Source organism: Chryseobacterium taeanense (assembly GCF_900099685.1).
GTDB lineage: Bacteria > Bacteroidota > Bacteroidia > Flavobacteriales > Weeksellaceae > Chryseobacterium > Chryseobacterium taeanense.
Window position 1 is genome coordinate 360,884 of the sequence record NZ_FNDW01000001.1, and the last position, 23,378, is coordinate 384,261.

Sequence of the window (23,378 nt, forward strand, 5' to 3'; positions counted from 1 at the left end):
CTATAGGATAGATTTAATCCTATCAAAGATTATTTTTAAAAATAATTAAAACAAAATGACAAAAATTCAAAACGTTACCAACACCATCATCAATCAGGGAGTTTTACCTCTGTATTATAATGCTGATGAAACGGTAACCATAGAAATATTAAAATCATTGTACAAAGCAGGAATCCGTGCGGTAGAATATACAAGCCGTGGAGAATCTGCGTCGAGTAATTTTGCCAAAATGGTAGAAATTCGCAATGCGGAAATGCCGGAAATGTTGTTGGGAATCGGAACAATTAAGAATTTACAGCAAGCAGAAGCATATTACAGATTGGGGGCAGATTTTTTTATCAGTCCGGGATTTGTAAGAGAAGTTGCAGAATTTTTAATTCCGAAAGATCTATTGTACAGTCCGGGCTGTATGACTCCGACAGAAATTATTGAGGCTGAAAGTGCGGGAGTAACTTTCATTAAATTATTTCCGGGTAATAGTTTAGGAACCGGATTTATGAGTGCGATCAAAGATGTTTTCCCAAATTTGAAATTCATGCCAACCGGTGGGGTTGATACTACAAAAGAAAGTATTGAAAGCTGGTTTAAAGCAGGAGTTTCGGCCGTTGGAATGGGAAGTAAACTGGTAAGTAAAGAATTAATGCTTACTAAAGATTATGTAACAATTGAAAACGAAACGAAGAAAGTTCTGGAAATCATCCAGGCTTTAAAATAATAATGATTAAAAATGCTAAAGTTCTCCGTGATCTTAGCTGAGTAAAACACCTTTGCGAATTTAAAAACAATCATTAAAACACACACAAAAACTAACTAATTCTAAAACTAAAAAATGAGTTCAGTTAAATCTCTTAAACCGACAAATTTCAGATGGACGATATGCTTTTTGCTGTTCATTGCTACAACAATAAATTATCTTGATCGTCAGGTTTTATCATTAACATGGAAAGATTTTATTGCTCCGGAATTTCACTGGAACAATAACGATTACGGAAATATTACGGCTTTATTTTCCATTTTTTATGCAGTGGGAATGCTTTTCGCCGGAAAATTTGTAGATTGGATGGATACCAAAAAAGGATTCCTGTGGGCTATCGGAATCTGGTCTGTAGGTGCTGTTTTACATGCTTTCTGCGGAATAGCAACATCCGGAATTCTCACAGGAAACTGGCTTGCCGGTTTTCATGGTTCTAAAGAAATGATAGCGACGGTTTCTAATACTTCTGCCATCATCAGTACGAGTGTTACGCTGTTCATTTTTGCACGTTTTGTTTTAGCCATTGGTGAAGCAGGGAATTTTCCGGCAGCCATTAAAACAACCGCAGAATATTTCCCTAAAAAAGACAGAGCATTCTCAACAAGTATCTGGAATGCGGGAGCTACTGTCGGAGCGTTGGCTGCTCCCATTACAATTCCTTTCATTGCAAAATCGATGGGTTGGGAATGGGCGTTTATTATTATAGGAGCTTTGGGCTTTGTATGGATGGGTCTTTGGGTATTTTATTACAAAAAGCCCCATGTGCATCACAAAGTTAATGAACATGAGCTAACCTATATTAATCAGGATCAGGAAGATGCTTCCCATGAAGATATAAATGTAACGGAAAAGACTTTTTCTTTCAGAGAATCCTTCAGTCACAAACAGACATGGGCATTTGCCTTCGGAAAATTTATGACAGACGGCGTGTGGTGGTTTTTCTTATTCTGGACTCCTGCTTATTTAAGCTCGGTATATGGAATGGATTCTACGCAAAGTGCATTTCCATTATTTGTCCTTTACATGATTACTTTATTTTCGATCATTGGAGGATGGCTACCCAAGTATTTTGTAGAAAAAAAAGGAATGAATGCCTATTCAGGAAGGATGAAAGCGATGCTGATCTTTGCTTTTTTTCCACTTTTAGCTCTTTTAGCGCAGCCTTTAGGTTCTGTCACTTATTGGATTCCTGTTTTAATTATCGGAATTGCCGGAGCAGCACATCAGGCTTGGTCGGCAAATATTTTCTCGACAGTCGGCGATATGTTCCCCAAAAAAGCCATTGCTACGATTACCGGAATTGGCGGAATGGCAGGCGGAATAGGTTCATTCATTATCAATAAATCTTCAGGCGTATTATTCGATCATGCTCACAAAGCATGGTCAACAGTAGATGGAATTCCTTTATTAGAAAAATATCCGCAATATATCAACGAAAGATTGCCGGATGGATTCTTCGAAAAATTGGAAAAATCAGGGGCAATAGTTGTAGACGGAATCGACAAAGGATACATGATTATTTTCTCAATATGTGCGGTAGCTTATCTTATCGCATGGAGTGTCATGAAAACTTTAGTCCCGAAATATAAAGTAATCAAATAAATACACCCACCCTAAATCTTGAAGGTTTGAAAACCTAATTGATAAATAAATTAGAAATTAAAACTCTATGTGTTCTTAGCTGAGTGTAACGCCTTTGCGAACGTAAAATATACATCGGGATTTAAAAGAAAAATCTTTGCGCCCTTTGTGTTTAAAACAAATCAAAGCAAGTGCAACAATATAAAAAAGATGGAAAATCAAATAAAACAAAAATTAAATCGTCAAATAACAAACTCACAGGAAAAACTTCCCATCAGAATTGTACAGTTTGGAGGAGGTAATTTCATGAGAGGATTTACAGATTATGTAATTGACAGGCTTAATAAAGAAGCAGGATTTCATGCAGGAATTGTAAATGTTCAGCCTACACCGAACGGATCGGTTCATAAACTGGAAGAGCAGGACAATCTGTACACCCTTTTCACCAGGGGAATTAAAAAAGGAGAAATCATTGACGAAAAGAAGATCATTTCTGCCATTCAGAAATCAGTGAATCCCTATACGAACTATAATGAATTCCTCGATTTGGCGAAAGAAGAAGAGCTTGAATTTATTTTTTCCAATACCACAGAAACCGGAATTGCTTACGATGAAACAGAGAATTCCATTCAGGGGCCTCACAAAAATTTCCCTGCAAAAGTAACCGTTCTGCTATATGAAAGATTTAAGCATTTTAACGGATCACCAGAGAAAGGACTAAGAATTATTCCCTGCGAACTGATCGAAGACAATGCTTTTGCTTTAAGAGATATTATTTTAAAATATGCAACACTTTGGAAATTAGAAGAAAGCTTTGCCCAGTGGATTCATGAAAGTAGCTATTTTCACAATACTTTGGTAGACAGAATCGTTCCGGGATATCCAAAAGACGATGTAGAAAATTACGAAGAGCAGCTGGATTATGAGGATCAGAATATGGTGGTCTCAGAAACATTTTTGTTATTTGTGATTCAGGATGCCGGAAATTTAAAAGAGAGAATTCCTTTCAGTAAAATCAATGAGCAGATTTTAGTCGTTGATGATATTCAGCCGTATCGTTTAAGAAAAGTGAGAATCCTGAATGGCGGTCACACATTGATGCTGGCTCCAGCCATTTTATCGGGGAAAGAAACGGTAAAAGAATCGATTGATGATTCGTTTGTCGGAAAATTTTTGACTGATGCCATTTTTAATGAAGTTAATCCAACTTTAGGATTAGATGAAACTGAACTGAAAGATTTTGCAGAAGAAGTTTTCGACCGTTTCAGAAATCCTTTCATTAAACACTATCTGGCGAGCATCGCTTTATATTTTGTATCTAAATTTAAAGTAAGAGTACTACCAAGTTTGCTTACATATGTTGAAAAAAACAATACGCTTCCATTAAACCTTACGTTCGCTCTGGCAAGTTTAATCAGATTCTATCAGGGGAATTTTGGTGAAAAAACGCTTCCAATGAATGATGATGAAGGAATTATCACTAAATTTAAAGAAATTTGGACAGGCGAAGATTACGGAAGAGTCGCTGAATTGGCTTTAAGCGAAAAAACATTCTGGGATACTGATCTTACGCAGGTTAAAGGTTTGAAAGAAGCAGTTGCCAAAGCATTATACGAAATCGACCATAATGAAATAAAAACTGCATATAACAATTTTGTAGAATTTAATTCTTAAAATCATGCAACAGAAAGTACTGAAAGTAAACCCAATTGATAACGTTGCGGTCGCGCTTGTTGATCTGAACAGGGGAGAAATCGTTACACTCGACAATCTTACTTATAATATTGTAAAAGACACCAAAGCTAAACATAAATTCGTCACCGAAAACCTTTCGGAAGGTGATCCGATCATCATGTATGGCGTTCTGGTAGGAAAAGCAAATCAGCCAATTCTCAAAGGTGAAGTTATTACAACCGAAAACGTGAAGCACCAGAGTGCAAAAGTGGAAGGTAAAACAGAAACTGCTGCCTGGACAGCCCCGGATGTCGAAAAATGGAAAGACAAAACTTTCATGGGCTATCACCGTGAAGACGGACAAGTAGGAACGGAAAATATATGGCTGTTTTTTCCGCTGGTATTTTGCGAAAACAGAAATGTTGAAGTATTGAAAGAGATTTTTGAAAAAGAACTTTTGTTTGAAAATACGAGTAAGCATCAGTTATTATTAAGATCATTAATCAATGATACAGAAACAGAACAGCCTGTAGAAGAATATAAATACAACAGGGTATTTAAAAATATTGATGTTAAATTCATCACCCATCAGGGCGGTTGTGGTGGTATTCGCCAGGATGCAGAAGCGTTGGGAAGACTGCTTGCAGGATACGTCAATAATCCCAATGTCGCCGGAGCCACAGTTCTCAGCCTGGGATGTCAGAACCTGCAGGTGCAGATATTTAAAGATGCACTGGAAAAAATAAATCCTGATAATAAAAAACCAATTATTATCTACGAACAGCAAAAGTCCGGGACAGTAGATGAAATGCTGAGCGGAATCATCAGAGACTCTTACGATGCTATTAAAAACGCTAATGAGATCGAAAGAAAGCCGGCTCCTCTTTCAAAATTGGTTTTAGGGCTGGAGTGTGGAGGCTCAGACGGGTTTTCAGGCATTTCCGCCAACCCAGTATTAGGACATTTGTCAGATTTGATGGCCGGAATAGGAGGAGCAACAATACTTTCCGAATTTCCGGAATTATGTGGGGTAGAGCAGGAACTGGTAAACCGATGCGTAAATGAACAAGATGCCGAAAGGTTTTTGCAGTTAATGAAAGACTTTGAAAAATCAGTCGTTGCAGCCGGATCTGGCTTCGATATGAATCCATCGCCCGGAAATATTAAAGACGGACTAATTACGGATGCTATGAAATCGGCGGGAGCAGCTAAAAAAGGAGGCTCGTCGCCTGTGAATGATGTTCTCGATTTTACGGAATATATAAAAAAGCCGGGACTTAATTTACTTTGTACCCCCGGAAACGATGTGGAGTGTACCACTGCCTTGGTCGGCTCCGGTGCAAACGTTGTTTTATTTACGACAGGTCTCGGTACACCTACCGGTAATCCGGTGGTTCCGGTCGTGAAAATTTCTTCCAATACCTCGCTCTCGGAAAGAATGCCCGATATCATTGACTTTAATACAGGAGATGTAATTACAGGAGAAAAGACCATCAGCGAAAAAGCGGAAGAACTATTAGATTTTATTATAGACGTAGCCAGTGGAGCCATCAGAACTAAGGCGGCGATTCTTAATCAGAATGATTTCATTCCATGGAGACGAGGAGTCTCTCTGTAAGGGAATAATTATATTAAAATTAGGGTTGAAAATGCTTTCTACATTATGTAGAGAGCATTTTCTTTTTACCGAATTAATTATACGCGAAGTCACAAAAGAATAAGAGCCAGTTTAAATTTATAATGTATTTTAACATTAAGGATTTAAGCCTCTTTAGCTTAAAAAGCTTAATGAAAATCAATGTATTGATTTCTTAATTAAAAATTTGAATTTGCTTTACTGAAATTCTTAATGTTAAATTAAAGTGTGATCTTTTTCATTTTAGTCATCAAGTTAAAATCATCTTTTGTGACTTTTGGCTCCGCCGAACCTTCGGTTTGTGGTTATATGAAATTTAAATAGACTTATAATCAACGTTGTATTTTACTCTCTTCTTAAAAAAAAGATTGTAGATTCGCAATATTGAATTTTATTTCAAAAAATTATGAATCTAAGTTTCCAAAATAATGTTTTCAAAATGATAGTAATTTCATTGGTGATTATTGCCGTGCTGATTCTTGCATTTGTATTTTATCAGAAAAAAGTGCGTCATAATCTGGTAACGATCACAGGAAATAAAGTTTATAATTCAGGAGCTGTTCCGCCGGAAGAGCTGGCAGATTTTGTAAGCGATCATAAAATAAAAACCATTGTCGATTTACGTGACGGTTTGGTGCAGACGGCTTTAAATCCGGAAACAAAAAAGCAGGTAAATGCCGAAGAGTTTGCAGCCGATAAAATTGCCGGACTTCATTATTTTAATTTACCAACCGATCAGATCCCTCAGGACAGCACGGTACAGAAATTCTTGAAAATTATGGATAATCCTGAAAATTATCCTGTTCTTATTCATTGTCATCATGGTGTTGGGCGCTCCCGCTTGTTCAGTTCTATTTACAGAATCGAATATGAAAACTTTACCAACGAAAAAGCCAGGGAAAATGCCCGCCTGTTTTGGGAATTTGGAACCAATTTTTCAAAAAGTTCGGAGAAAGGCATCTATCTTACAAACTATAAGAAAAGGGAAGTACAGAAGTAATTGTCTTTATTTTTCCGTACGGTATTTCTTTTTTAAATGTTCCGTTTTCAGAATATCACAACCTGATACAAATACTCTGTAAACCGGTCTTTCAATTCCGTAATACGGAATATTGTCTTCAAAATATTCGATGTTCATTTCATCTAATTTGTTTTTCAGCTCAATAATTTTATTTAAATCAGCTGAAAAACCAACACAGTGGGTCTTTGCCCATTTGTCTGACTTAATTTGATTAAAAGCGTATTCTACAATTTCTGCTTCTGTTTTGAAATGTTTTAAATTCTGTTTTTGTCCACGTTCTGTATAATACCAGATAAAATAATCCCCTGACTGTTCAATACCAAAACCTTCATAAATGTGGTTTCCGCCAATGGAGTAACCGTTGAAATTGAAACAGTTTTCTTTCATCCAATATTCAAGCTCAGGTAAGGTGGGTGGTATATCGTTGGTATTCATTGCTATTTTTTATAAATATACATCACGTTGGCGTAAACATCATCGTTGTGCCACAAATATAGTAGTTAGACTATAAATTTCATAAAACTATATGAACAAAAACCACCCCGTCAAAAATTCTTTGGAATTTTCGCCACCCCTCCAGCGGAGGGGAATTTAAAAACACGACCCAACTCACGCAGGAATTCCCCTCCCTCGGAGGGGTGGATTAATTTTCAGGGAAAATTAAGACGGGGTGGTTAAATTGAATATTAAAGATTTCAGTCAAAAATAGAATTCGTGTTTAGACTGTATCTTTAAAGATCACGTAATAGTTACAGATAAGGAAATCAGTATGGCTTTTATTTTAAGTCAATTAATGTATAGTGTTTTCCTTTTTGCCAAATATTCCAAATGTTTTCAACGGATTTTGGAAGAAATCCTAAAAATGCTTTAAGTGCTTCGTCAATTGCAATAATTCCAATACCTTTTAAACTAATTAAAGTGTTACTTTTTCCTTTCTTAGATTGTTGAATCAAAGCTTCAATAATATCATTAGGACTTCGGATTATTTTGTCGGAAATCATTTCATCAATTTTAAAAACAATACAATTTCTGAATTCTAAATTTTTATCTAAAACAATTATTTCAGTTCCTCCAGAATATTTCCAGTTGGTTTCATTTTCTAATTCCGTTACAAACTTTGCAAAAAAATTTTGACTAAAAGCCCAAGGAATTCTATTAGAATTATGTAATAAACTGATATTCAAAATTTCCATATCGGGAGCTATTTCTTCATTCCAATAGGCTCCGAAACCCGCACAGTAAAAATGTAAATTTTCACCACTTCTCTGATTTAAGTATTCAAGTCTTTGAATAATTTCGTCAAAACCATTTTTATGGAATTTTGGAGCAAGTAAAATACAACCCATTGCATTAGGATTATCTGTTTTATGTTGTTTTACTTTTTCAAGGTTTGGAGATTCAATCATATTTATAAAGTTTGGGTTAAAAAATTAACTAACAAGAAAAATCTTATAGAGAGTGGATTTGAAATTCGTTCTTAAAATAACTTTTTTCAAGATCACTGAGTGCAAATCCGCTACATATATGTCTGTTATCTGCGATGTTTCAATTCTTGAATATGAGTTTTGACAAATCAAATAAGGATTTCATAATATCAGCGAGTGCAAAAGTTGTGTATAAAAATACAGACATTTTTAATATTTCAGGTATTTTTAAATATTCAACATCCCATTCAAATGGATTAATAGTATTTGATATGATTGTAGAAATGAAAATTGCGATAATTGCGAAAAACATAACTACAATATCGTTCCTAATTTCTTTGAATGCTGCCTTTAGTTCTTTTATAATTAATTCTTTGTTTTCAATTTTTTTAAAAGATATTTTGTCTATTACTTCATAAATGTCTTTTAAAATAGATAAACCAAATGTGTATAAAGTTAATCCAAAGCCAATTAAAACTCCACTATAAGTTAACAGATTATTAGTTTCATATATTTCATCAGAAATTACTCCAGTAAATTTTACTAGGATAACTGCCAAAATTAATGGACAGGTATAAATTAGTATTTTAAAGAATTTATTCACGGTTATCTAATTCTGATATTCTACTTATTTGTGACTTAATAGATTCTTTTTGATTTTGATCTAGCTTATCATCAATATTTAGTTCAATATTGTAAATATCATTATCACTTGATAAAGTTTTTATTTTACCACCTTCTTTATATTTCATGAAATATCTACCACCAATTTCTCTTATGTAATCAATCCAAGTGCCTATTCCATTCTTTTTTATTTCTAAATTACCATCACTATTTTTAAATATCAAGTCTAATTCATCATTATTCACTTCTTCTTTAATTGCTTTTAAAATTTTTTGTGTACTTCTATTAGCAAAAAATGCCATATTTGGGGCATTTAACTTTAATATTAATTTGTAAATTTTATCAGCTTCATCTACATATTTCCAAAAAGTATATTTAGTAGCTAAAGGAAATATATTTAAATGATAATTGTAGTCTTTAATTTTTCCATTAATAAAGCGATTTATTAAGGCAATTGCGGTTTCGAAATTTTGAAATATGGATCTTTTGTCTTCGATAAGCAAAATTTGATTATTAATGTCAATGATTAAGTAAACATATCTCGCTTCAAGAATATCTGTTTTTTTTATATCGATTTCATCTTCTACATATATTTTATTTAATGACTCTCTAGCAAATTTTATTATGAATATGTCATTGTCAAATTTTTCTATCCCTGTAAAAATATATCTTTTAGTGCCATAATTCCAACTAATTTTTTTTTGCTTTAACAGATCAAGTAACAATTTCTTAATTAATGATTCTTTACTGTTACTGTGAATAATTTCAAAAATATTCATCTGTTATCTATAAGTGTAAAATTTGCGTTTCATCGGTTATAAGTTGCTGCTAAAATTTGGCTTTACACAATATAAAAATCCAAGCTATAATTTTATTAAAAATAATAAAATAAACATTAATACCAAATATTAATTTTATACTCCCTCCTTCCACGTTCCCAACCCCAAATTACCCGTCCAAAACACATCCCGCACCGTCCCCCAAAAGTCCCGCGACGTTATTCATACCTCCAATGGCATAATCTATCCCTCCGGATACGTTATACAACCTGTCCGCACCCGTAAAAGATAGGTCAGGACAGATAAAAGACTGCTTCGGATCATTATGTGACGTCTCCGGAACGGTTCAACAGATCGCTGTACCATTGAACAACGTCTTCGGATGATTAAACAACGTTTCCTGATCTTTGTGGGACGTATTGAGAACACTGAACAACGTCGCCGGATGATTGAAGAACGGCTCCGAACCATTGTACAACCCGGTGAAACCATAAAAATACCCCTCCATACAATGGAAGGGTAGTAGAAAATGTTACCGTTTACTTTTTTTCTTCAGGGGGAGCCGTTGAGGTAGAATTTTTTACGAAAAACTGTTTCAGGTCTTTGTATTTGTCTTCAAATCCCGGAGACGCTGTTCCCGCTTTATAAGTAGCGTACGAATAATCTACCAGCGCCGACTGATAATTGTCGAAATCATGCAGCGTTTTTGCATTGTTAAGCCTTGTGATAATGCTTTCCAGCCTGCTTATCAGTGTTTCCATACTGTTGCGTGAGCTGTGGTCTTTGTTGAACTCGTTCCAGTCGACTTCCGGAGAACTCAGGTTCGGCTGGCTCTGGTTGTAGTCGTGGACTTTGTTTACAAAGAGCTTGTTTTGCTCGTTGATGCTGCCGTAACGTTTACGGTCTTCCGGTGAAAGGTTGATGGTAATTTCAGCAAGTGCTGATTCCAATGCCGCGATGGCATCCTGTGCCGCAGTGATCTTCGTACTGCTCAAATGGGTAGCGTTCAAATTTGTTAATCCCATCATTTTTGATTTTAAAGTTAATACTATGATTTGTATATAAAATCTTGTGTTTTTTAAGAGAAAACTAAGATAAGGAAAATTTTAAAAGCTGCTTAAAAAATTAATACCTCCATAGCGGAAATTTGAATATGATGAGAATACCTTGCAGATTGTAAGTCTCAAAAGTGATAATTCTCCAGTCTTCTATTAAAGGGATATTGTGCCGGAGTTACCAAAGAAAAGATTGTGATGCCCGGGTAGCTTAAATCCTAGGCACCGGGCTAAAATCTTAATTACAGAAATTTATTCCTCATATTGCTCAAGGAAATACGTAAATGTAAATCCTTTTACCTCATCTTCAGCATCCTCAAGAGTAGTTAGAAGATCTTCAAAAATTTCGAGCTGATCGACGGTCATATTGACAAATTCCAGGTGAAGCGGCATTTCGAGTCCGCCTGTAATGATGTCCGAAAGAGCATCCAGATTCTCACCGAAATGTTCCGGTAGTGGCAGCTTACTTTTTAGTTGTGCATAGAAATCTTCATAATCTCCTATGTCTGTAAAATCGATATATATTGTTTTCATATTGAACTGAATTTCCAGTTTTTTTTAATTAAAGCCTGTTTACACTTTTCACAGAAGCCTGTTTCTTCATCAGTAGGATTTTTGCCTTCTGCACTTCTCATAAAGCATTTTTTGGAAGGACAATGCTTAAGACCTTGCGTGTGACCAAGTTCATGAACGGCAATTTTGAAAAACTGGTCATGAGTATTTTTTTTATCTAATCTGAAACTTGATGCAATACATGCATTTCCTGGTCTGAAACCTAAACCCATTATTCCAAAATCTTTCACGTTACCTTTTGTAGCGCTGATGTCTTTTGAGGTTAAGCCAATAGTAACAAAACCTTCCTTTGTGTTTTTGCTTAAAAATGAAATCAGAGCGTCTGCCCTGTAGCGGTTTCTGGGTTTGTAATAAGTATTTTCAGGAATATCAATAGGATCCAGAGTTTTTACTTTGGGATAAATTTTTCTGATTTCTTTTGCTACAAATTCCACGCTTTCAGATTGAACACCTTTAAAAGGCTGAATCAAAATAGTAATTGCTTTTTCTTCCTCTATCATTTTCTGTTTTTTTTCAGAACATGAAAAAAGGAGAATGAAAATAATAATGAAATAAAAACTATTGCTTCTCAAAACTTTTATAATGGGTCTTCGTAAGATACACCTCACCGTTTTCTGTAAATACGATACGGTCGCCATTTCTGCTACCACAATGATAATTTACATCTGCTTCAAAATAAGACTGTCCTTCAGGCAGCACTTTTTCACGGTTACCGAACCTGTCGCCGCCAATTGCTTTTCCAGGAAGCACTTCACAAAGATTACCTTTTGAAGGATCCCAGCCCAGTTTTCTGGCTTCATTTTTAGTGATATAATAATCCGGGAGTTTGTGGTTCTGCTTTACAAAACCGATCACGGTCTTTTCTTCCGTAAGCTTATCAATCGATTGCTGCTGAGCAGAAGGAATATCTTCTGATAATGGCTGAGCACTACTGTATTCCACAACAGGCTTGGAGCTGTCCGTTTTTTGATCTGCGATGAAATTTTTATAAACATACATTGCAGACATTCCGAAAAGAAGTCCGAGGCAAATGAAAAAAAGAGATCTTATTTTACTATTCATAAATATTAAATAGGTGTGAATTATCAATTAATTTGTAGTGAATCGTCAATTGTAAAAGTTGGATTATAAAATTCACAATTGACGATTCATTTATTCACATTTACCCTCTCCATTCTTCCGGGACATCGCAGATCGGAATGGGAACCATTTTATGTTTTGCGGCTTTGTGCATTCTGTCGAAGATCATGAAAACCTCTTTGTCGCGTCCTTCATAGTCTTCAACGGCTTTCGTTCCGTATTCTTTCTGAATTTTTTCCAGCTCGGGATAAGTGGCTCCGATCTGATCTTCATCAGTTCTGTCGGCATCCCAGAGCCCGTCGGTTGGTATGGCATTCTGAATGCTTTCGATTAAATTTAAAGCTCTTGCCAGCTCATAAACTTCTGTTTTATAAAGATCGGCAATGGGTGAAACATCGACACCGCCGTCACCATATTTTGTATAAAATCCGATTCCGAAGTCTTCTACTTTGTTTCCGGTACCACACACCAGCAATCCGTGGAGTTGTCCGAAATAATAAAGGGTCAGCATTCTGAAGCGGGATCTTGTATTAGCCAATGCCAGGTTATTGCTCCATCTGCCTTCTACATGATCCTCCACTGTTTCTTCAAAGCTTTCAAAAACGGTAGTCAGGTTGATGGTTTTTGTCTGCACATTCGGGAATCTGTTTTTCAGATCTGCCATATGATCCTGTGCGCGGTTTACCTGGTCTTCTTTCTGACGGATCGGCATTTCTATAAGTAAAACTTCCAGTCCTGTCATGGCACAAAGCGTAGAAACCACTCCTGAATCCACACCTCCTGATACTCCGATGACATATCCTTTTACATTAGCTTTTACGGCGTAATCTTTAAGCCAGTTGACAATATGATCTATTACTTTTTGTGTCTGCATTGTTTATATTTTTAACCTGTTTTAGATAAGAATGTTCAAAATTAAATGTTTTATGAGAATTATTAAAGATAATTTTCACGATTCAGCTCATACCAAAAGCAGATTCCGTCGGGTTCTGTAAATTCTCCTGTATTTCTGAAACCGAGCTTTCTTAGAATATGATTAGAAGCAAGATTTTCAGAATGAGCGTGCGCGTAGATGACATCAACTTTTAAACCATTAAATCCAAAATCAAGGGAAGCTTTTGCAGATTCGAGGGCATAGCCTTTTCCCCAGACTTCTGGCATAAAACGATATCCGAGATCATACACGTTGTTATAGCCGTTCATTTCTTCAGTAAGAAGTTTTAATCCGCTCCATCCGATCAGCAGGTTGCTTGCTTTTTCAATTACGGCAAGTCTTCCAATACCATTTTCGGCATATTGCTTTTGGATCATTTTGATAACATTTTGAGATTCGCTCACGTCGGAAAGAGTGGGCATTCCGATGTATTTCATCACTTCAGGATTCGAGTCCATGAGAAACATACGTTGAGCGTCGGCTTCTTCAAATTTTCTAAGGATCAGTCTTTCGGTTTCCAGATGCATATTTTAATAGTAATGAAATCCAAAAATGGTTACATCCTGATTCCCTTTTCTGATATCTGTTTTTTTCAAAGGATTTTCTTTGATATTCAGGGTTTGCAGATTCGGGTTTTGTGAGATATCCAGTTTTTGGATCTGATTATGTTCCAGGTTAAGGTTTTTAAGGCTTTTAAGGCTGCTGAGATCAATAGCCTTAATTTTATTTAAAGATACAGTTAATTGATTAATGAGAGGAATAGATTTTAGCGAAATATTTTCAATCCTGTTGTTATCAAGATATAAAGAGGTGATTTTTTTAAGGTTTTCGGCTTTAAAAGAGATGATTTTACAACCTGTGCAGGAAAACAACTGAAGATAATCCATGTTTTTCAGAGACATATTTGCGATATTATTGTCGTCCATTACGATCATTTTTGCATTTTTGAAATAATGGAGATCTTCTGCTGATGTAATCCCCTTTCCTGCGAGAAAAAGATTTTCAATACGGTCGGCTTCAAATTGATTGATGCTGCCGTCTTTATTGAGATCAAAATTTTCTGTTACGGCTTTCTGAAGATTTTTATCCTTAAAGATGAGCCGTTGTCCTGTAAGAAAATGGAACGCTGAAATAAGAATCAGAAGGGTAATTATTTTAGTTTTCATCATCAGATTGCGTTTAAATCATTATTTTTGTACACTTAATTTCATGTAAAAATATGAATATTTTCAGAATTACCGCACTTTCAATGGTACTGGTTTTAGGCTTGAATTCCTGTAAAAAAGAGTCTGAAAACAGATGGAAGGTTGAAGTGAAAAATCCTGCCGAAAAGGTTGAAATCACTGATATTTCCAAAAGATTTTATGATCCTGGTGTTCCTTTGGATCAGTTTAAGGCAGAATTTCCATGGTTTCAGGGAACAGTAAGTGATGCCAACTTTTCAAAGCGAAGATCAGATGAGAAGGAAATTAAGATCTATACAGAGGCCATAGGAAAAATAGATGAAAGGAAGCTTAAGGCAGATCTTCAGGATCTTTTTTCTCATATTAAATATTATTTTCCTTCCTTCAAAACTCCGAAAGTATATCTTTTTTCATCTGCATTACAGATGGTTCAGGATCCTATTTTTTATGATGCGAAAGGAAATCTTCTGTTCATTGACGTTACCGGTTTTATGGGAGAAGGCAACGCTAATTATAAAGGCCTTGAAATGTATTTCCAGAAATCGATGAACCCTAATAATATTGTGCCGAAAGTCGCGCAGATCTTTGCAGAAGGTTTTGTAAAAGAATCTCCGGATCATCAGAAATTTATCGATATGATGATTCTTAACGGGAAAATTATGATTCTGAAAGATGCCTTTTTGCCGGGCTATCCCGATTATCTTAAAATGAATTATACTCAAAAGCAGTATGAGTGGGCTGTTGCCAATGAAGCCAATGTTTGGAATTATCTGGTAGAAAACAACCTGATTTTCGGAGATGACCACCGTCTGGAAGATCGTTTTATTGCTCCGGGACCATTTTCAAAGTTTTATACGGAAATTGATAATGAATCTTCACCACAGATCGGAATTTTTACAGGATGGCAGATCTGTAAAGAATATCTCAAGCAGAAACCAGAAACTAAACTTCAGGATTTCCTGAAAATGGATGCAACGGTAATTTTTAATCAATCCGGGTATAAGCCGAAATTAGAGCAATAGAAATCAGAAAAGAAGCTGTAAGAACAGGCAGCTAAGAAATAGTAGAATTAGAAAAGTAGAAATTATGAGAAAAACTCAGATTACGATAGATGTAGAACTGGATGAAAACCACATTCCGGAAAATATAACCTGGAATGCGCAGGACGGAGGCATTGAGAAAGAAGCGACAAAAGCCACTATGATTTCTGTATGGGATGATAAGGCTATGGAAGCTTTAAGAATTGACCTTTGGACGAAAGAAATGCCGGTAGACCAGATGAAAATGTTTATTCATCAAATCTTGGTTTCTCTTGGGAATACTTATCAGAGAGCAACCGGAGAAGAAGATGTAGCACAATGGATGGAGGAAATAGCAGAAGAATTTGCCGTAAAATCGGCGATAAAAATGTAAGAAAGCAATAAACTGTAAGCTTTTGCAGACAGTTTATTTTAACACTAACTCAATTAAGTTTTAGCTTATAAGATAATGGATGCTTACTGCCTAAAGCTTATTGCCTAAAGCAAAAATTATGAATTTCAATACAAAAGTAATACACGGTGGGCAGCACCACGAGTCTGCGACAGGTTCTGTAAATGTTCCTGTATTTTTAACGTCAACCTTCGCACAGAAAAGCCCGGGAATACATTCCGGATACGAATATTCCAGAGCGGCAAACCCAACAAGACAGGCGTTGGAAGATTCTTTGGCGAGCATCGAAAACGGTGCGAGAGGTCTTGCTTTCGGTTCCGGTCTTGCAGCAATCGACTGTGTTTTAAAATTATTAAATCCGGGTGATGAGGTAATTGCTGTAGATGATTTATATGGAGGAACATACAGAATGTTTACCAGGCTTTTTGAAAAATATCAGCTGAAATTTACATTCGTTAATTTTGATGATGTTTCTAAAATAGCCGATGTTATTACCGATAAAACAAAATTAATCTGGGTAGAGACTCCCACAAACCCATTAATGAAGCTTGTTGACATAAAAGCGGTTGTAGAAGTGGCAAAAGGAAAAGGGATTCTGGTTGCTGTAGATAATACTTTTGCGACTCCTTATCTTCAAAGACCTATAGATTTAGGGGCTGATATTGTAATGCATTCTGCAACGAAATATTTAGGAGGACACTCCGACGTTATCGCCGGTGCTTTGGTGGCGAAAGATGCTGAACTGGGAGAAAAACTTCACTTTATTCAGTTTGCAAGCGGTGGAATTTTAGGACCTCATGATTCTTATCTGGTGTTAAGAGGAATTAAAACCTTAGCATTAAGAGTTCAGAGACATTCTGAAAACGGAATGGCTGTAGCAAAATATCTTGAATCTCATCCTGCTGTAGACAAAGTAATCTATCCGGGATTGGAGTCTCATCCGCAGTACGAACTGGCAAAATCTCAAATGAAAGACTTCGGAGGGATGGTTTCTTTTACCCTTAAATCAGGAAAAAAAGAAGATGCCATTAAGTTTTTAGAAAAAGTAAAAGTATTCACTTTGGCTGAATCGTTAGGCGGAGTGGAATCTTTAGCGAATCATCCGGCTTTAATGACTCATGCTTCTATTCCTGCCGAAAAACGTGCAGAATTAGGAATCACAGACGACTTAGTTCGTTTAAGTGTAGGCATCGAAGATGCGGAAGATTTGATTGGAGATCTGGAAAAAGCTTTTTCTTAATATAAAGATAAAACATCATGAGAAAGATTCAGATTTTATTATTGCTGATTTTGTGTCAGACGGTCTATTCGCAGGTTAAAAGTACCGACGAACTTTATAAAACGGCAAAGAAATTAGACAGCCTGATATTTAATGTCGGATTTAATACATGTGATCTTTCTCATTATGATTCTATCGTAAGTGACGATCTTGAGTTTTATCACGACAAAGGCGGAATTACATCTGGTAAAGAAGCTTTCACTACATCAATAAGGAATAATATTTGTGGCGGACCCAACAAAGTAAGACGTGAATTGGTTCCGGGCAGCATGAAAGTGTATCCTTTGTATAACAATAATATTTTGTATGCTTTTATTCAGGAAGGTGAACATGATTTTGCTGAATTCTATAAAGGTAAATGGAACAAAGGAAGCCGCGCAAAGTTTACCATTCTTTGGATTTTAGAAAATAAAAACTGGAAAATGAAACGCGTACTGAGCTACGATCATCACTTATAATTAATATAACAATATAGCAATGTGAAGAATAGAAAAACTTTACCATTGTTACGCTAAAACTATGACTGATTTTCAAAAATACGTACAACGATATTTAGATTTAATTCCATCCCATGATTGGTTGGGTGAATTGAATAAAACGGGAGAAAAAACTGTAGAAATCTATACAAACCTTTCGGAAGAACAATCGCTTTTTGCTTATGCCGAAGGAAAATGGACATTAAAAGAACTGCTTTTGCATTTATCCGATACCGAAAGGGTTTTTCAATATAGGATTTTGGCCTTTGCAAGAGGTGACAAAAATGAATTACCGGGTTTTGACGAAGAGTTATATGCTAATCAATCTTTTGCGAATGAAAGAAGCCTAAAATCTCTGTTGGAAGAATATCAATTGGTGAGAAAATCTTCACAAATTTTACTGAACACACTCAATCCTTTAGTATTAAAGAATATTGGGACAGCCAACGGAAATCAGATTTCTGTAGAAACCATAGGGAAATTAATTGTTGGCCATAATGTGCATCATCTGAATATTATTGAAGAAAGATATTTGCCTGTAATATAATTTTTTTTAATTTTATTGTCATTGCGAGGAGCGAAGCGACGAAGCAATCTTTAGAATTATCAATCTTTAACTGCACAAATGAAACCAGGCTTTATCTATATAATGACCAATATAAATAATACAGTTCTCTATACAGGCGTGACATCCAATTTGCCTAAAAGAATTAACGAGCACAAAGAAAAGTTTTTCGAATTAAGTTTTACTTCAAAATATAATATAAATAAACTCATCTATTGGGAATCATTTCAGGAAATTGGTGATGCTATTTTTAGAGAGAAACAAATTAAAGCTGGTTCACGGCAGAAAAAAATAGATTTAATAAATTCAATTAATCCTGAGTGGAGAGATTTAGCCGAAGATATTAAGGATATTATGAATCCTTTTTGAGATTGCTTCGTTGCTTCGCTCCTCGCAATGACATGACAATAATTATGGAAAATATCATACAAATATTAAAATCCGGAGGAACAATTCTTTATCCAACAGATACGATCTGGGGAATTGGTTGCGATGCTACGAATATAGAAGCAGTCAATAAAATTTTTGACATCAAAAAGCGTGAGAAAAATAAGTCCATGATTATTTTGGTGGAATCTGAAAAAAGACTGCAGGATCTGGTGGATGTTCCGGAAATGGCATGGGAAATCATTGATTTGAGTGAAAAACCGGTGACTATTGTTTACGAAAACCCGAGAGGACTGCCAAAAGAACTATTAGCTGAAGATGGAAGTATAGGAATTCGTTTGGTAAAGAACGACTTTTGCAAAAAGTTAATCACAAAGCTTAATAAACCCTTGGTATCAACATCCGCAAATTTCAGTGGAGAAAAAAGTCCGCTTAAATTCTCTGATATTTCCTCTGAAATTCTCGATCTGGTAGATTATGCTGTGGAAGAAGACAGAGAAAAAGTTTCAAAATATCCGGGTTCCTCAGTCATCAAAATCTGGAACGACAATAGAATAAAAGTTCTTAGAGAATAGTTTCGGGTAATTCTGAAATTAACTTTTAATAATCCTATACAATTTTACAATAGCCCAGAATTCGAGGATTGCTATAGTCCCGATCATAATGGTATTTAGCATTGTTCCGCCGGACGACACATTAACGATAATGTCACCGATTTCTATGGTCAGGCGTGAAACCAAAGTGATAAAAAGCCATTGGGATTTATTGAAAATCACAGAAATCAATAGAGCGACAACACTGCCCAATATTCTTACTCCTGTACTGCTAAAACCAAGCTGTGATGAGTAATCTGTAATGCTTGCTCCGGGAAAACACAATCCAGGGTTAAAAGTGAAAACATAAAAAAAGAATATTCCCGCTACAATGAGAATCCATGAGAATATTTTTACTGATAAAGGAATGCTTTGGTTTGGATTGAATGTGTTTTTCATCATAAATGTTTTCACAAAAATAAGTAAAAATCCAAATCTCAATAATATCTTTGATAAAAATACAAGTATCTTTTAGGATACCCCAAAACATAATGATGAAAAATAAACAAAAACAATTACGGCTCAGGGATGTGAGCGATGTGATCTATCTTATAGGCGGAAGATGGAAAAGTGCTATTCTTGCCAGTTTATGCGATAAAGAAAAACGATTTAATGAATTGCAGAAAGATCTTAAGGGGATTACAGCAAGAACTCTGATCCGGGAACTTAAATTTTTGGAGCAAAATATGCTAATTACTAAAAAAGAGAAGGACAGAAATTCTTATTATACGCTTTCAGAGCATGGTAAAACATTAGAGCCTCTTATAGAATCTATTGCGGCATGGGCACAACAACATAGAAAATTAATTTTAGAACAAAAGGATGATAATCTTATCTTTGCAGATTCTGAATTTTGAAATATTTAAAATGAATATTAACCTTAATCAAAATAAAAACCTTAAACTTTTTAAAATAATCTCTGAAGTAGCAAACAAAAATAAGCAGTCGGTGTATGTCGTTGGTGGCTATGTACGTGATTTATTAATGAAAAGAAAAGCTTCTACAGATATTGATTTTGTCACCGAACAAAGCGGAATAGAGCTTGCTCAAAACGTCGGAAAAGAAATCGACCCGAAAATGAAAGTTTCTGTTTTCAAGACGTATGGAACGGCAATGATTAAATACAAAGACCTTGAGTTGGAATTCGTCGGTGCCAGAAAAGAAAGTTATTCAGAAAACAGCCGCAAGCCGGAAGTGGAAGGCGGAACCATTGAAGATGACCAAAAGAGAAGAGATTTTACGATCAATGCAATGGCGATTTCTCTTAATAAAGACAATTTCGGTGAGTTGATCGATCCTTTTAATGGCGTTGATGATCTGGAAAAAGGAATTTTAAGAACGCCTTTGGAGCCTGCACAGACTTATTCGGATGATCCGTTGAGAATGATGAGAGCGATCCGTTTTGCGTCTACTTTACAGTTTCAGATAGAAGAAAAATCTTTGGAAGCAATCAGGCAGGAAGCGGAAAGAATCAAAATTGTTTCAATGGAAAGAATCATGGTTGAATTTAATAAAATCATGTTATCTGAAAAACCTTCGCTTGGTTTAAAATTAATGGAGCAGACAGGTTTAATGAAACTCATTATTCCCGAACTTGTTGATTTGAAAGGTGTAGAAGAAGTGGAAGGGCAAACCCATAAAGATAATTTTTATCATACGCTGGAAGTAGTAGACAATATTTCAGCAAATACAGATAATCTGTGGTTACGGTGGTCTGCACTGCTTCACGATATTGGAAAAGCACCCACCAAAAAATTTGTGGAAGGAACTGGCTGGACTTTCCACGGACATGAATTTTTGGGTTCTAAAATGGTGAAAAATCTGTTTCAGAGATTGAAATTGCCTCTGGGCTCGGACATGAAATATGTCCAAAAAATGGTAAAGCTTTCATCCAGACCTATTGCACTTATCACCGATGATGCCTCCGATTCTGCATTGCGAAGACTCCTTTTTGATGCCGGTGAAGATATGGAAGATCTGTTTACGCTTTGTAAAGCCGACATCACCACAAAAAATTCTAAAAAGCAGGAGAAATTCAAAAAGAATTTTGAATATGTTGCAATTAAAATTAAAGAAGTTGAGGAAAAAGATCAGGTAAGAAATTTCCAGCCGCCGATTTCCGGAGAAGAAATTATGGCGATGTTTAATTTGAAACCCGGTCGTGAAATAGGAATTTTAAAGGAAAAAGTAAAAGAAGCCATTCTTGAGGGCGAAATTGCCAATAACAGCGAAGAAGCAAGAAATTTTGTGATTGCTGAAGCCGAAAAGCTCGGATTAACTTTGGTATGAAAATTCAATAATACATTTAAAATTCAACAGATTTAGCCTCCCGGAAAGGAGGCTTTCCTTTTAACATTTATTAAATAAGCGTTTAATTTTTTAAAGATTGTATTGTCATTTTAAAAACGCTCTGTTGCTCTTTATCACTGGTTATTTTAGACTTATCATAAAATTAATAGTTTTTTAATGACTGATAAAATTTTGTTAAGACCTTAAATTATTACTCATAAATAAGATTTTTAAACTCTGCATTTCTTAAATTTGCAGTCACTCATGTTTAATTTGAGTTTTCATGGTTATTAGTTTTTAGTCCTCATAGAAATATGGGGACTTTTTTTTTAGACATTTATATTAGTTGTTATTGAGCAAATATTTAATTATTACTACATAGTTTTCATATTTTATCATCAATAATCTTATACAAATAGATATTGTTAATTTTTTCCAATTAAAAATAGAGATTAGTAAAATCCGGATATAGTTTTTTTATGAAAAATAATTTATACCTTTGCATCGATTCTCATATTTAATTTGAGTTTTCATGGTTATTAGTTTTTAGCCCCCGTCAATCGGGGGCTTTTTTGTTGAAATTTATAGAATTATCTCTAAAGCACTATTCTTGGCATAGTAGTTGAATACTTAAACACAGCTATTAAAAAATCTCTTTAAAAAGGAACTATCAAATATTCTCAGATCTTCTGAGAATATTTTTAAAAGCAACACCATCACTTAAATATTAATTTTTTCATTTAATCCTCTGCTTTGTCTGGGGATTTTTTGCATTTTAAAAATATGTATCTTTACAAAAAAATTATTACGTGTCTTATATAATAAAAACGACATCAGAAGGCTTAATTTATGTAAAGGCCTCTAACATCATCAATATAAAGAAACCAAATTCTATTGAAGGTGCAAAGGTTCTAGGTAAACCCTTGGTAATTAATGTTAATCATATCGGTTTCCTGAGTTTTAATATAGAGGGAAATGTAACTTTCTTTATGGCAAGCGGTTTTGAAATTTCGGTGAATGTACTTTATGAAGAAGCTGAAGAAGCTTTTAACTGTGCTAAAGCCAACGTCGAAAAAATAATCAGATAATTGAAATTTCTGTAGTAAAAATTAGTCAGCTCTTTGTAAGGGGCTGATTTTTTAATAGACTTAATGACGGACAATCGTAGAGATTTTTAAATAAAAATCCCCGGCGTAGAACCGGGAATTAAAAACTAATAACCATGAAAAAACTCAAATGAATGAGCTGTGTCTTATGTTCAAATACATCGCTTGTATTTTATATACGATAAAAATTTACGAATGGTTTTTATTAAGATCATAATGATTCACATATTATGCATAAGTGAAAAGAAAAATCCCTAAACTATATGAATAGAATAGGGATTTTCTGAGGTACCTAGCGGATTCGAACCGCTGTAGATGGTGTTGCAGACCACTGCCTAGCCGCTCGGCCAAAGTACCATGTCTTTACCATTTTTAGGTCTGCAAATATAACAAAATATATGATCCGACAAAAGTTTTTTACGCAATTTCTTTTGTGCCGATGCTTTCTATTTCGCTTTTAGCCTGTCTTTCAGCTTCATAATTTTTGATGTTCACAACACGTGTGTCGCTCCAGCTATCGTGCCAACCGTTTTCACCTAAAAAAGAAAGAATATCAAAAGGAACCAATCTCGAAATATTACGAATGAAAAATTCATACGTTGTCGGAATCTGCCCATCTGTAGTAATTACTTTTGTTCCGGTTATATATTTTCCAATTGTCCTTCCTTTAGTAAAATATTCTAGCAAAAAAGTATAAAGAAAATACAGAATCCCAGTAATCAGGATATCAAGTGCCCTGTTAATACCTGCAAAATTGGAGAATAATTCCGTAAAATACTGAATTCCTAGAATTGTATCGACAATGACCCCGAGAGATCCTATAATAAAGAAAGAAAAACTAAAAATAATTCTGTCAATAATAAAGTTGGCAAGTCTTTGCCATTTTGTAGCCCTGTTCGTATCAACTACGCGTAAATATTTTCTCATGTTATT

General features: G+C 35.1%; 29 protein-coding genes and 1 tRNA gene. 15 read left to right on the top strand and 15 right to left on the bottom strand.

Annotated features, from left to right (window positions below; genetic code table 11):
- Positions 1-55: 55 nt before the first annotated feature.
- From BLR30_RS01625 to BLR30_RS01645, 5 genes are all read left to right on the top strand, one after another.
- Positions 56-715, top strand: coding sequence for a beta/alpha barrel domain-containing protein (locus BLR30_RS01625; RefSeq protein ID WP_089853725.1), 660 nt, complete (start codon positions 56-58; stop codon positions 713-715).
- 114 nt (positions 716-829) lie between these two features.
- On the top strand, positions 830-2,356 hold the full coding sequence (locus BLR30_RS01630; RefSeq protein WP_089853728.1) for an MFS transporter: 1,527 nt from the start codon (positions 830-832) through the stop codon (positions 2,354-2,356).
- A gap of 189 nt (positions 2,357-2,545) precedes the next feature.
- Positions 2,546-4,009, top strand: a complete 1,464-nt coding sequence (locus tag BLR30_RS01635) for a tagaturonate reductase (RefSeq protein WP_089853731.1) — start codon at positions 2,546-2,548, stop codon at positions 4,007-4,009.
- A gap of 4 nt (positions 4,010-4,013) precedes the next feature.
- Entirely contained in the window at positions 4,014-5,627 is a 1,614-nt protein-coding gene (locus tag BLR30_RS01640) for a UxaA family hydrolase (protein ID WP_089853734.1), read from the top strand.
- A 457-nt stretch (positions 5,628-6,084) separates the two neighbouring features.
- The gene (locus BLR30_RS01645; protein ID WP_175443576.1) at positions 6,085-6,645 is read left to right on the top strand and encodes a dual specificity protein phosphatase family protein; all 561 of its coding nucleotides are present in this window, start codon (positions 6,085-6,087) and stop codon (positions 6,643-6,645) included.
- Between the two features lie 6 nt (positions 6,646-6,651).
- On the opposite strand, the gene BLR30_RS01650 is transcribed toward BLR30_RS01645, so the two are convergent.
- From BLR30_RS01650 to BLR30_RS01700, 12 genes are all read right to left on the bottom strand, one after another.
- Positions 6,652-7,101: a hypothetical protein gene (locus BLR30_RS01650; protein ID WP_089853739.1), complete on the bottom strand. Its 450-nt coding sequence runs from the start codon at positions 7,099-7,101 to the stop codon at positions 6,652-6,654.
- A 341-nt stretch (positions 7,102-7,442) separates the two neighbouring features.
- Positions 7,443-8,072, bottom strand: coding sequence for a hypothetical protein (locus tag BLR30_RS01655; RefSeq protein ID WP_089853742.1), 630 nt, complete (start codon positions 8,070-8,072; stop codon positions 7,443-7,445).
- A 139-nt stretch (positions 8,073-8,211) separates the two neighbouring features.
- Positions 8,212-8,694 carry a hypothetical protein gene (locus BLR30_RS01660; RefSeq protein WP_139164569.1) on the bottom strand — a complete coding sequence of 161 codons (483 nt, stop codon included), beginning with the start codon at positions 8,692-8,694 and terminating at the stop codon, positions 8,212-8,214.
- Positions 8,687-9,493, bottom strand: a complete 807-nt coding sequence (locus tag BLR30_RS01665) for a hypothetical protein (RefSeq protein WP_089853747.1) — start codon at positions 9,491-9,493, stop codon at positions 8,687-8,689. Before BLR30_RS01665 ends, BLR30_RS01660 begins: the two co-directional genes overlap by 8 nt.
- Before the next feature lie 346 nt (positions 9,494-9,839).
- Entirely contained in the window at positions 9,840-10,001 is a 162-nt protein-coding gene (locus tag BLR30_RS17635; protein WP_175443577.1) for a hypothetical protein, read from the bottom strand.
- 31 nt (positions 10,002-10,032) lie between these two features.
- The gene (locus BLR30_RS01670; RefSeq protein WP_089854600.1) at positions 10,033-10,518 is read right to left on the bottom strand and encodes a hypothetical protein; all 486 of its coding nucleotides are present in this window, start codon (positions 10,516-10,518) and stop codon (positions 10,033-10,035) included.
- 282 nt (positions 10,519-10,800) lie between these two features.
- Positions 10,801-11,082 carry a barstar family protein gene (locus tag BLR30_RS01675; RefSeq protein WP_089853750.1) on the bottom strand — a complete coding sequence of 94 codons (282 nt, stop codon included), beginning with the start codon at positions 11,080-11,082 and terminating at the stop codon, positions 10,801-10,803.
- Positions 11,079-11,621 carry a matrixin family metalloprotease gene (locus BLR30_RS01680; RefSeq protein ID WP_175443578.1) on the bottom strand — a complete coding sequence of 181 codons (543 nt, stop codon included), beginning with the start codon at positions 11,619-11,621 and terminating at the stop codon, positions 11,079-11,081. The genes BLR30_RS01675 and BLR30_RS01680 overlap by 4 nt, the downstream gene beginning before the upstream one ends.
- A 58-nt stretch (positions 11,622-11,679) precedes the next feature.
- Positions 11,680-12,183 (bottom strand): ribonuclease domain-containing protein, encoded by a 504-nt coding sequence (locus BLR30_RS01685; RefSeq protein WP_089853757.1) that lies wholly within the window; start codon positions 12,181-12,183, stop codon positions 11,680-11,682.
- Between the two features lie 100 nt (positions 12,184-12,283).
- Complete coding sequence (gene nadE / locus BLR30_RS01690) at positions 12,284-13,075, bottom strand: NAD(+) synthase (protein ID WP_089853760.1); 792 nt, start codon at positions 13,073-13,075, stop codon at positions 12,284-12,286.
- A gap of 62 nt (positions 13,076-13,137) precedes the next feature.
- Positions 13,138-13,662 carry a GNAT family N-acetyltransferase gene (locus tag BLR30_RS01695; RefSeq protein ID WP_089853763.1) on the bottom strand — a complete coding sequence of 175 codons (525 nt, stop codon included), beginning with the start codon at positions 13,660-13,662 and terminating at the stop codon, positions 13,138-13,140.
- A 3-nt stretch (positions 13,663-13,665) separates the two neighbouring features.
- Positions 13,666-14,301, bottom strand: a complete 636-nt coding sequence (locus tag BLR30_RS01700; RefSeq protein ID WP_228400680.1) for a leucine-rich repeat domain-containing protein — start codon at positions 14,299-14,301, stop codon at positions 13,666-13,668.
- A 53-nt stretch (positions 14,302-14,354) separates the two neighbouring features.
- On the opposite strand from BLR30_RS01700, the gene gldB reads away from it, so the two are divergent.
- From gldB to BLR30_RS01735, 7 genes are all read left to right on the top strand, one after another.
- Positions 14,355-15,341 (top strand): gliding motility lipoprotein GldB, encoded by a 987-nt coding sequence (gene gldB / locus BLR30_RS01705; protein ID WP_089853769.1) that lies wholly within the window; start codon positions 14,355-14,357, stop codon positions 15,339-15,341.
- 64 nt (positions 15,342-15,405) lie between these two features.
- Positions 15,406-15,732, top strand: coding sequence for a gliding motility protein GldC (gldC, locus tag BLR30_RS01710; RefSeq protein ID WP_089853771.1), 327 nt, complete (start codon positions 15,406-15,408; stop codon positions 15,730-15,732).
- 118 nt (positions 15,733-15,850) lie between these two features.
- Complete coding sequence (locus BLR30_RS01715) at positions 15,851-16,990, top strand: cystathionine gamma-synthase (protein WP_089853774.1); 1,140 nt, start codon at positions 15,851-15,853, stop codon at positions 16,988-16,990.
- A gap of 17 nt (positions 16,991-17,007) precedes the next feature.
- A complete protein-coding gene (locus BLR30_RS01720; protein ID WP_089853777.1) occupies positions 17,008-17,487 on the top strand; it encodes a nuclear transport factor 2 family protein in 480 nt (159 codons plus the stop codon).
- Between the two features lie 61 nt (positions 17,488-17,548).
- Complete coding sequence (locus BLR30_RS01725; RefSeq protein ID WP_089853780.1) at positions 17,549-18,052, top strand: DinB family protein; 504 nt, start codon at positions 17,549-17,551, stop codon at positions 18,050-18,052.
- A 78-nt stretch (positions 18,053-18,130) separates the two neighbouring features.
- Positions 18,131-18,439, top strand: coding sequence for a GIY-YIG nuclease family protein (locus tag BLR30_RS01730; RefSeq protein WP_089853783.1), 309 nt, complete (start codon positions 18,131-18,133; stop codon positions 18,437-18,439).
- A gap of 44 nt (positions 18,440-18,483) precedes the next feature.
- Positions 18,484-19,032 (top strand): L-threonylcarbamoyladenylate synthase, encoded by a 549-nt coding sequence (locus tag BLR30_RS01735; RefSeq protein WP_089854603.1) that lies wholly within the window; start codon positions 18,484-18,486, stop codon positions 19,030-19,032.
- Between the two features lie 18 nt (positions 19,033-19,050).
- On the opposite strand, the gene BLR30_RS01740 is transcribed toward BLR30_RS01735, so the two are convergent.
- Complete coding sequence (locus BLR30_RS01740) at positions 19,051-19,449, bottom strand: hypothetical protein (protein ID WP_139164570.1); 399 nt, start codon at positions 19,447-19,449, stop codon at positions 19,051-19,053.
- 95 nt (positions 19,450-19,544) lie between these two features.
- On the opposite strand from BLR30_RS01740, the gene BLR30_RS01745 reads away from it, so the two are divergent.
- The 3 genes from BLR30_RS01745 to BLR30_RS01755 all read left to right on the top strand — a co-directional run bounded on the left by BLR30_RS01745 (position 19,545) and on the right by BLR30_RS01755 (position 22,427).
- Positions 19,545-19,907 carry a winged helix-turn-helix transcriptional regulator gene (locus BLR30_RS01745; RefSeq protein WP_175443579.1) on the top strand — a complete coding sequence of 121 codons (363 nt, stop codon included), beginning with the start codon at positions 19,545-19,547 and terminating at the stop codon, positions 19,905-19,907.
- Positions 19,908-19,917: 10 nt separating this feature from the next.
- On the top strand, positions 19,918-21,339 hold the full coding sequence (locus BLR30_RS01750; protein ID WP_089853792.1) for a CCA tRNA nucleotidyltransferase: 1,422 nt from the start codon (positions 19,918-19,920) through the stop codon (positions 21,337-21,339).
- Positions 21,340-22,148: 809 nt separating this feature from the next.
- A complete protein-coding gene (locus BLR30_RS01755; protein WP_089853795.1) occupies positions 22,149-22,427 on the top strand; it encodes a hypothetical protein in 279 nt (92 codons plus the stop codon).
- A gap of 304 nt (positions 22,428-22,731) precedes the next feature.
- On the opposite strand, the gene BLR30_RS01760 is transcribed toward BLR30_RS01755, so the two are convergent.
- Both BLR30_RS01760 and BLR30_RS01765 read right to left on the bottom strand, forming a co-directional pair.
- A tRNA-Cys gene (locus BLR30_RS01760) sits at positions 22,732-22,802 on the bottom strand.
- Between the two features lie 60 nt (positions 22,803-22,862).
- Positions 22,863-23,372, bottom strand: a complete 510-nt coding sequence (locus tag BLR30_RS01765) for an RDD family protein (RefSeq protein ID WP_089853797.1) — start codon at positions 23,370-23,372, stop codon at positions 22,863-22,865.
- Between the last annotated feature and the right edge of the window lie 6 nt (positions 23,373-23,378).

What these genes read in the sequence shown, in the direction of transcription:
- BLR30_RS01625 (WP_089853725.1), top strand. Translation starts at nt 56, where the DNA reads ATGACAAAAATTCAAAACGTTACCAACACCATCATCAATCAGGGAGTT.
- BLR30_RS01630 (WP_089853728.1), top strand. Translation starts at nt 830, where the DNA reads ATGAGTTCAGTTAAATCTCTTAAACCGACAAATTTCAGATGGACGATA.
- BLR30_RS01635 (WP_089853731.1), top strand. Translation starts at nt 2,546, where the DNA reads ATGGAAAATCAAATAAAACAAAAATTAAATCGTCAAATAACAAACTCA.
- BLR30_RS01640 (WP_089853734.1), top strand. Translation starts at nt 4,014, where the DNA reads ATGCAACAGAAAGTACTGAAAGTAAACCCAATTGATAACGTTGCGGTC.
- BLR30_RS01645 (WP_175443576.1), top strand. Translation starts at nt 6,085, where the DNA reads ATGATAGTAATTTCATTGGTGATTATTGCCGTGCTGATTCTTGCATTT.
- BLR30_RS01650 (WP_089853739.1), bottom strand. Translation starts at nt 7,101, where the DNA reads ATGAATACCAACGATATACCACCCACCTTACCTGAGCTTGAATATTGG.
- BLR30_RS01655 (WP_089853742.1), bottom strand. Translation starts at nt 8,072, where the DNA reads ATGATTGAATCTCCAAACCTTGAAAAAGTAAAACAACATAAAACAGAT.
- BLR30_RS01665 (WP_089853747.1), bottom strand. Translation starts at nt 9,493, where the DNA reads ATGAATATTTTTGAAATTATTCACAGTAACAGTAAAGAATCATTAATT.
- BLR30_RS17635 (WP_175443577.1), bottom strand. Translation starts at nt 10,001, where the DNA reads ATGGAGGGGTATTTTTATGGTTTCACCGGGTTGTACAATGGTTCGGAG.
- BLR30_RS01670 (WP_089854600.1), bottom strand. Translation starts at nt 10,518, where the DNA reads ATGGGATTAACAAATTTGAACGCTACCCATTTGAGCAGTACGAAGATC.
- BLR30_RS01675 (WP_089853750.1), bottom strand. Translation starts at nt 11,082, where the DNA reads ATGAAAACAATATATATCGATTTTACAGACATAGGAGATTATGAAGAT.
- BLR30_RS01680 (WP_175443578.1), bottom strand. Translation starts at nt 11,621, where the DNA reads ATGATAGAGGAAGAAAAAGCAATTACTATTTTGATTCAGCCTTTTAAA.
- BLR30_RS01685 (WP_089853757.1), bottom strand. Translation starts at nt 12,183, where the DNA reads ATGAATAGTAAAATAAGATCTCTTTTTTTCATTTGCCTCGGACTTCTT.
- nadE (WP_089853760.1), bottom strand. Translation starts at nt 13,075, where the DNA reads ATGCAGACACAAAAAGTAATAGATCATATTGTCAACTGGCTTAAAGAT.
- BLR30_RS01695 (WP_089853763.1), bottom strand. Translation starts at nt 13,662, where the DNA reads ATGCATCTGGAAACCGAAAGACTGATCCTTAGAAAATTTGAAGAAGCC.
- BLR30_RS01700 (WP_228400680.1), bottom strand. Translation starts at nt 14,301, where the DNA reads ATGAAAACTAAAATAATTACCCTTCTGATTCTTATTTCAGCGTTCCAT.
- gldB (WP_089853769.1), top strand. Translation starts at nt 14,355, where the DNA reads ATGAATATTTTCAGAATTACCGCACTTTCAATGGTACTGGTTTTAGGC.
- gldC (WP_089853771.1), top strand. Translation starts at nt 15,406, where the DNA reads ATGAGAAAAACTCAGATTACGATAGATGTAGAACTGGATGAAAACCAC.
- BLR30_RS01715 (WP_089853774.1), top strand. Translation starts at nt 15,851, where the DNA reads ATGAATTTCAATACAAAAGTAATACACGGTGGGCAGCACCACGAGTCT.
- BLR30_RS01720 (WP_089853777.1), top strand. Translation starts at nt 17,008, where the DNA reads ATGAGAAAGATTCAGATTTTATTATTGCTGATTTTGTGTCAGACGGTC.
- BLR30_RS01725 (WP_089853780.1), top strand. Translation starts at nt 17,549, where the DNA reads ATGACTGATTTTCAAAAATACGTACAACGATATTTAGATTTAATTCCA.
- BLR30_RS01730 (WP_089853783.1), top strand. Translation starts at nt 18,131, where the DNA reads ATGAAACCAGGCTTTATCTATATAATGACCAATATAAATAATACAGTT.
- BLR30_RS01735 (WP_089854603.1), top strand. Translation starts at nt 18,484, where the DNA reads ATGGAAAATATCATACAAATATTAAAATCCGGAGGAACAATTCTTTAT.
- BLR30_RS01740 (WP_139164570.1), bottom strand. Translation starts at nt 19,449, where the DNA reads ATGAAAAACACATTCAATCCAAACCAAAGCATTCCTTTATCAGTAAAA.
- BLR30_RS01745 (WP_175443579.1), top strand. Translation starts at nt 19,545, where the DNA reads ATGAAAAATAAACAAAAACAATTACGGCTCAGGGATGTGAGCGATGTG.
- BLR30_RS01750 (WP_089853792.1), top strand. Translation starts at nt 19,918, where the DNA reads ATGAATATTAACCTTAATCAAAATAAAAACCTTAAACTTTTTAAAATA.
- BLR30_RS01765 (WP_089853797.1), bottom strand. Translation starts at nt 23,372, where the DNA reads ATGAGAAAATATTTACGCGTAGTTGATACGAACAGGGCTACAAAATGG.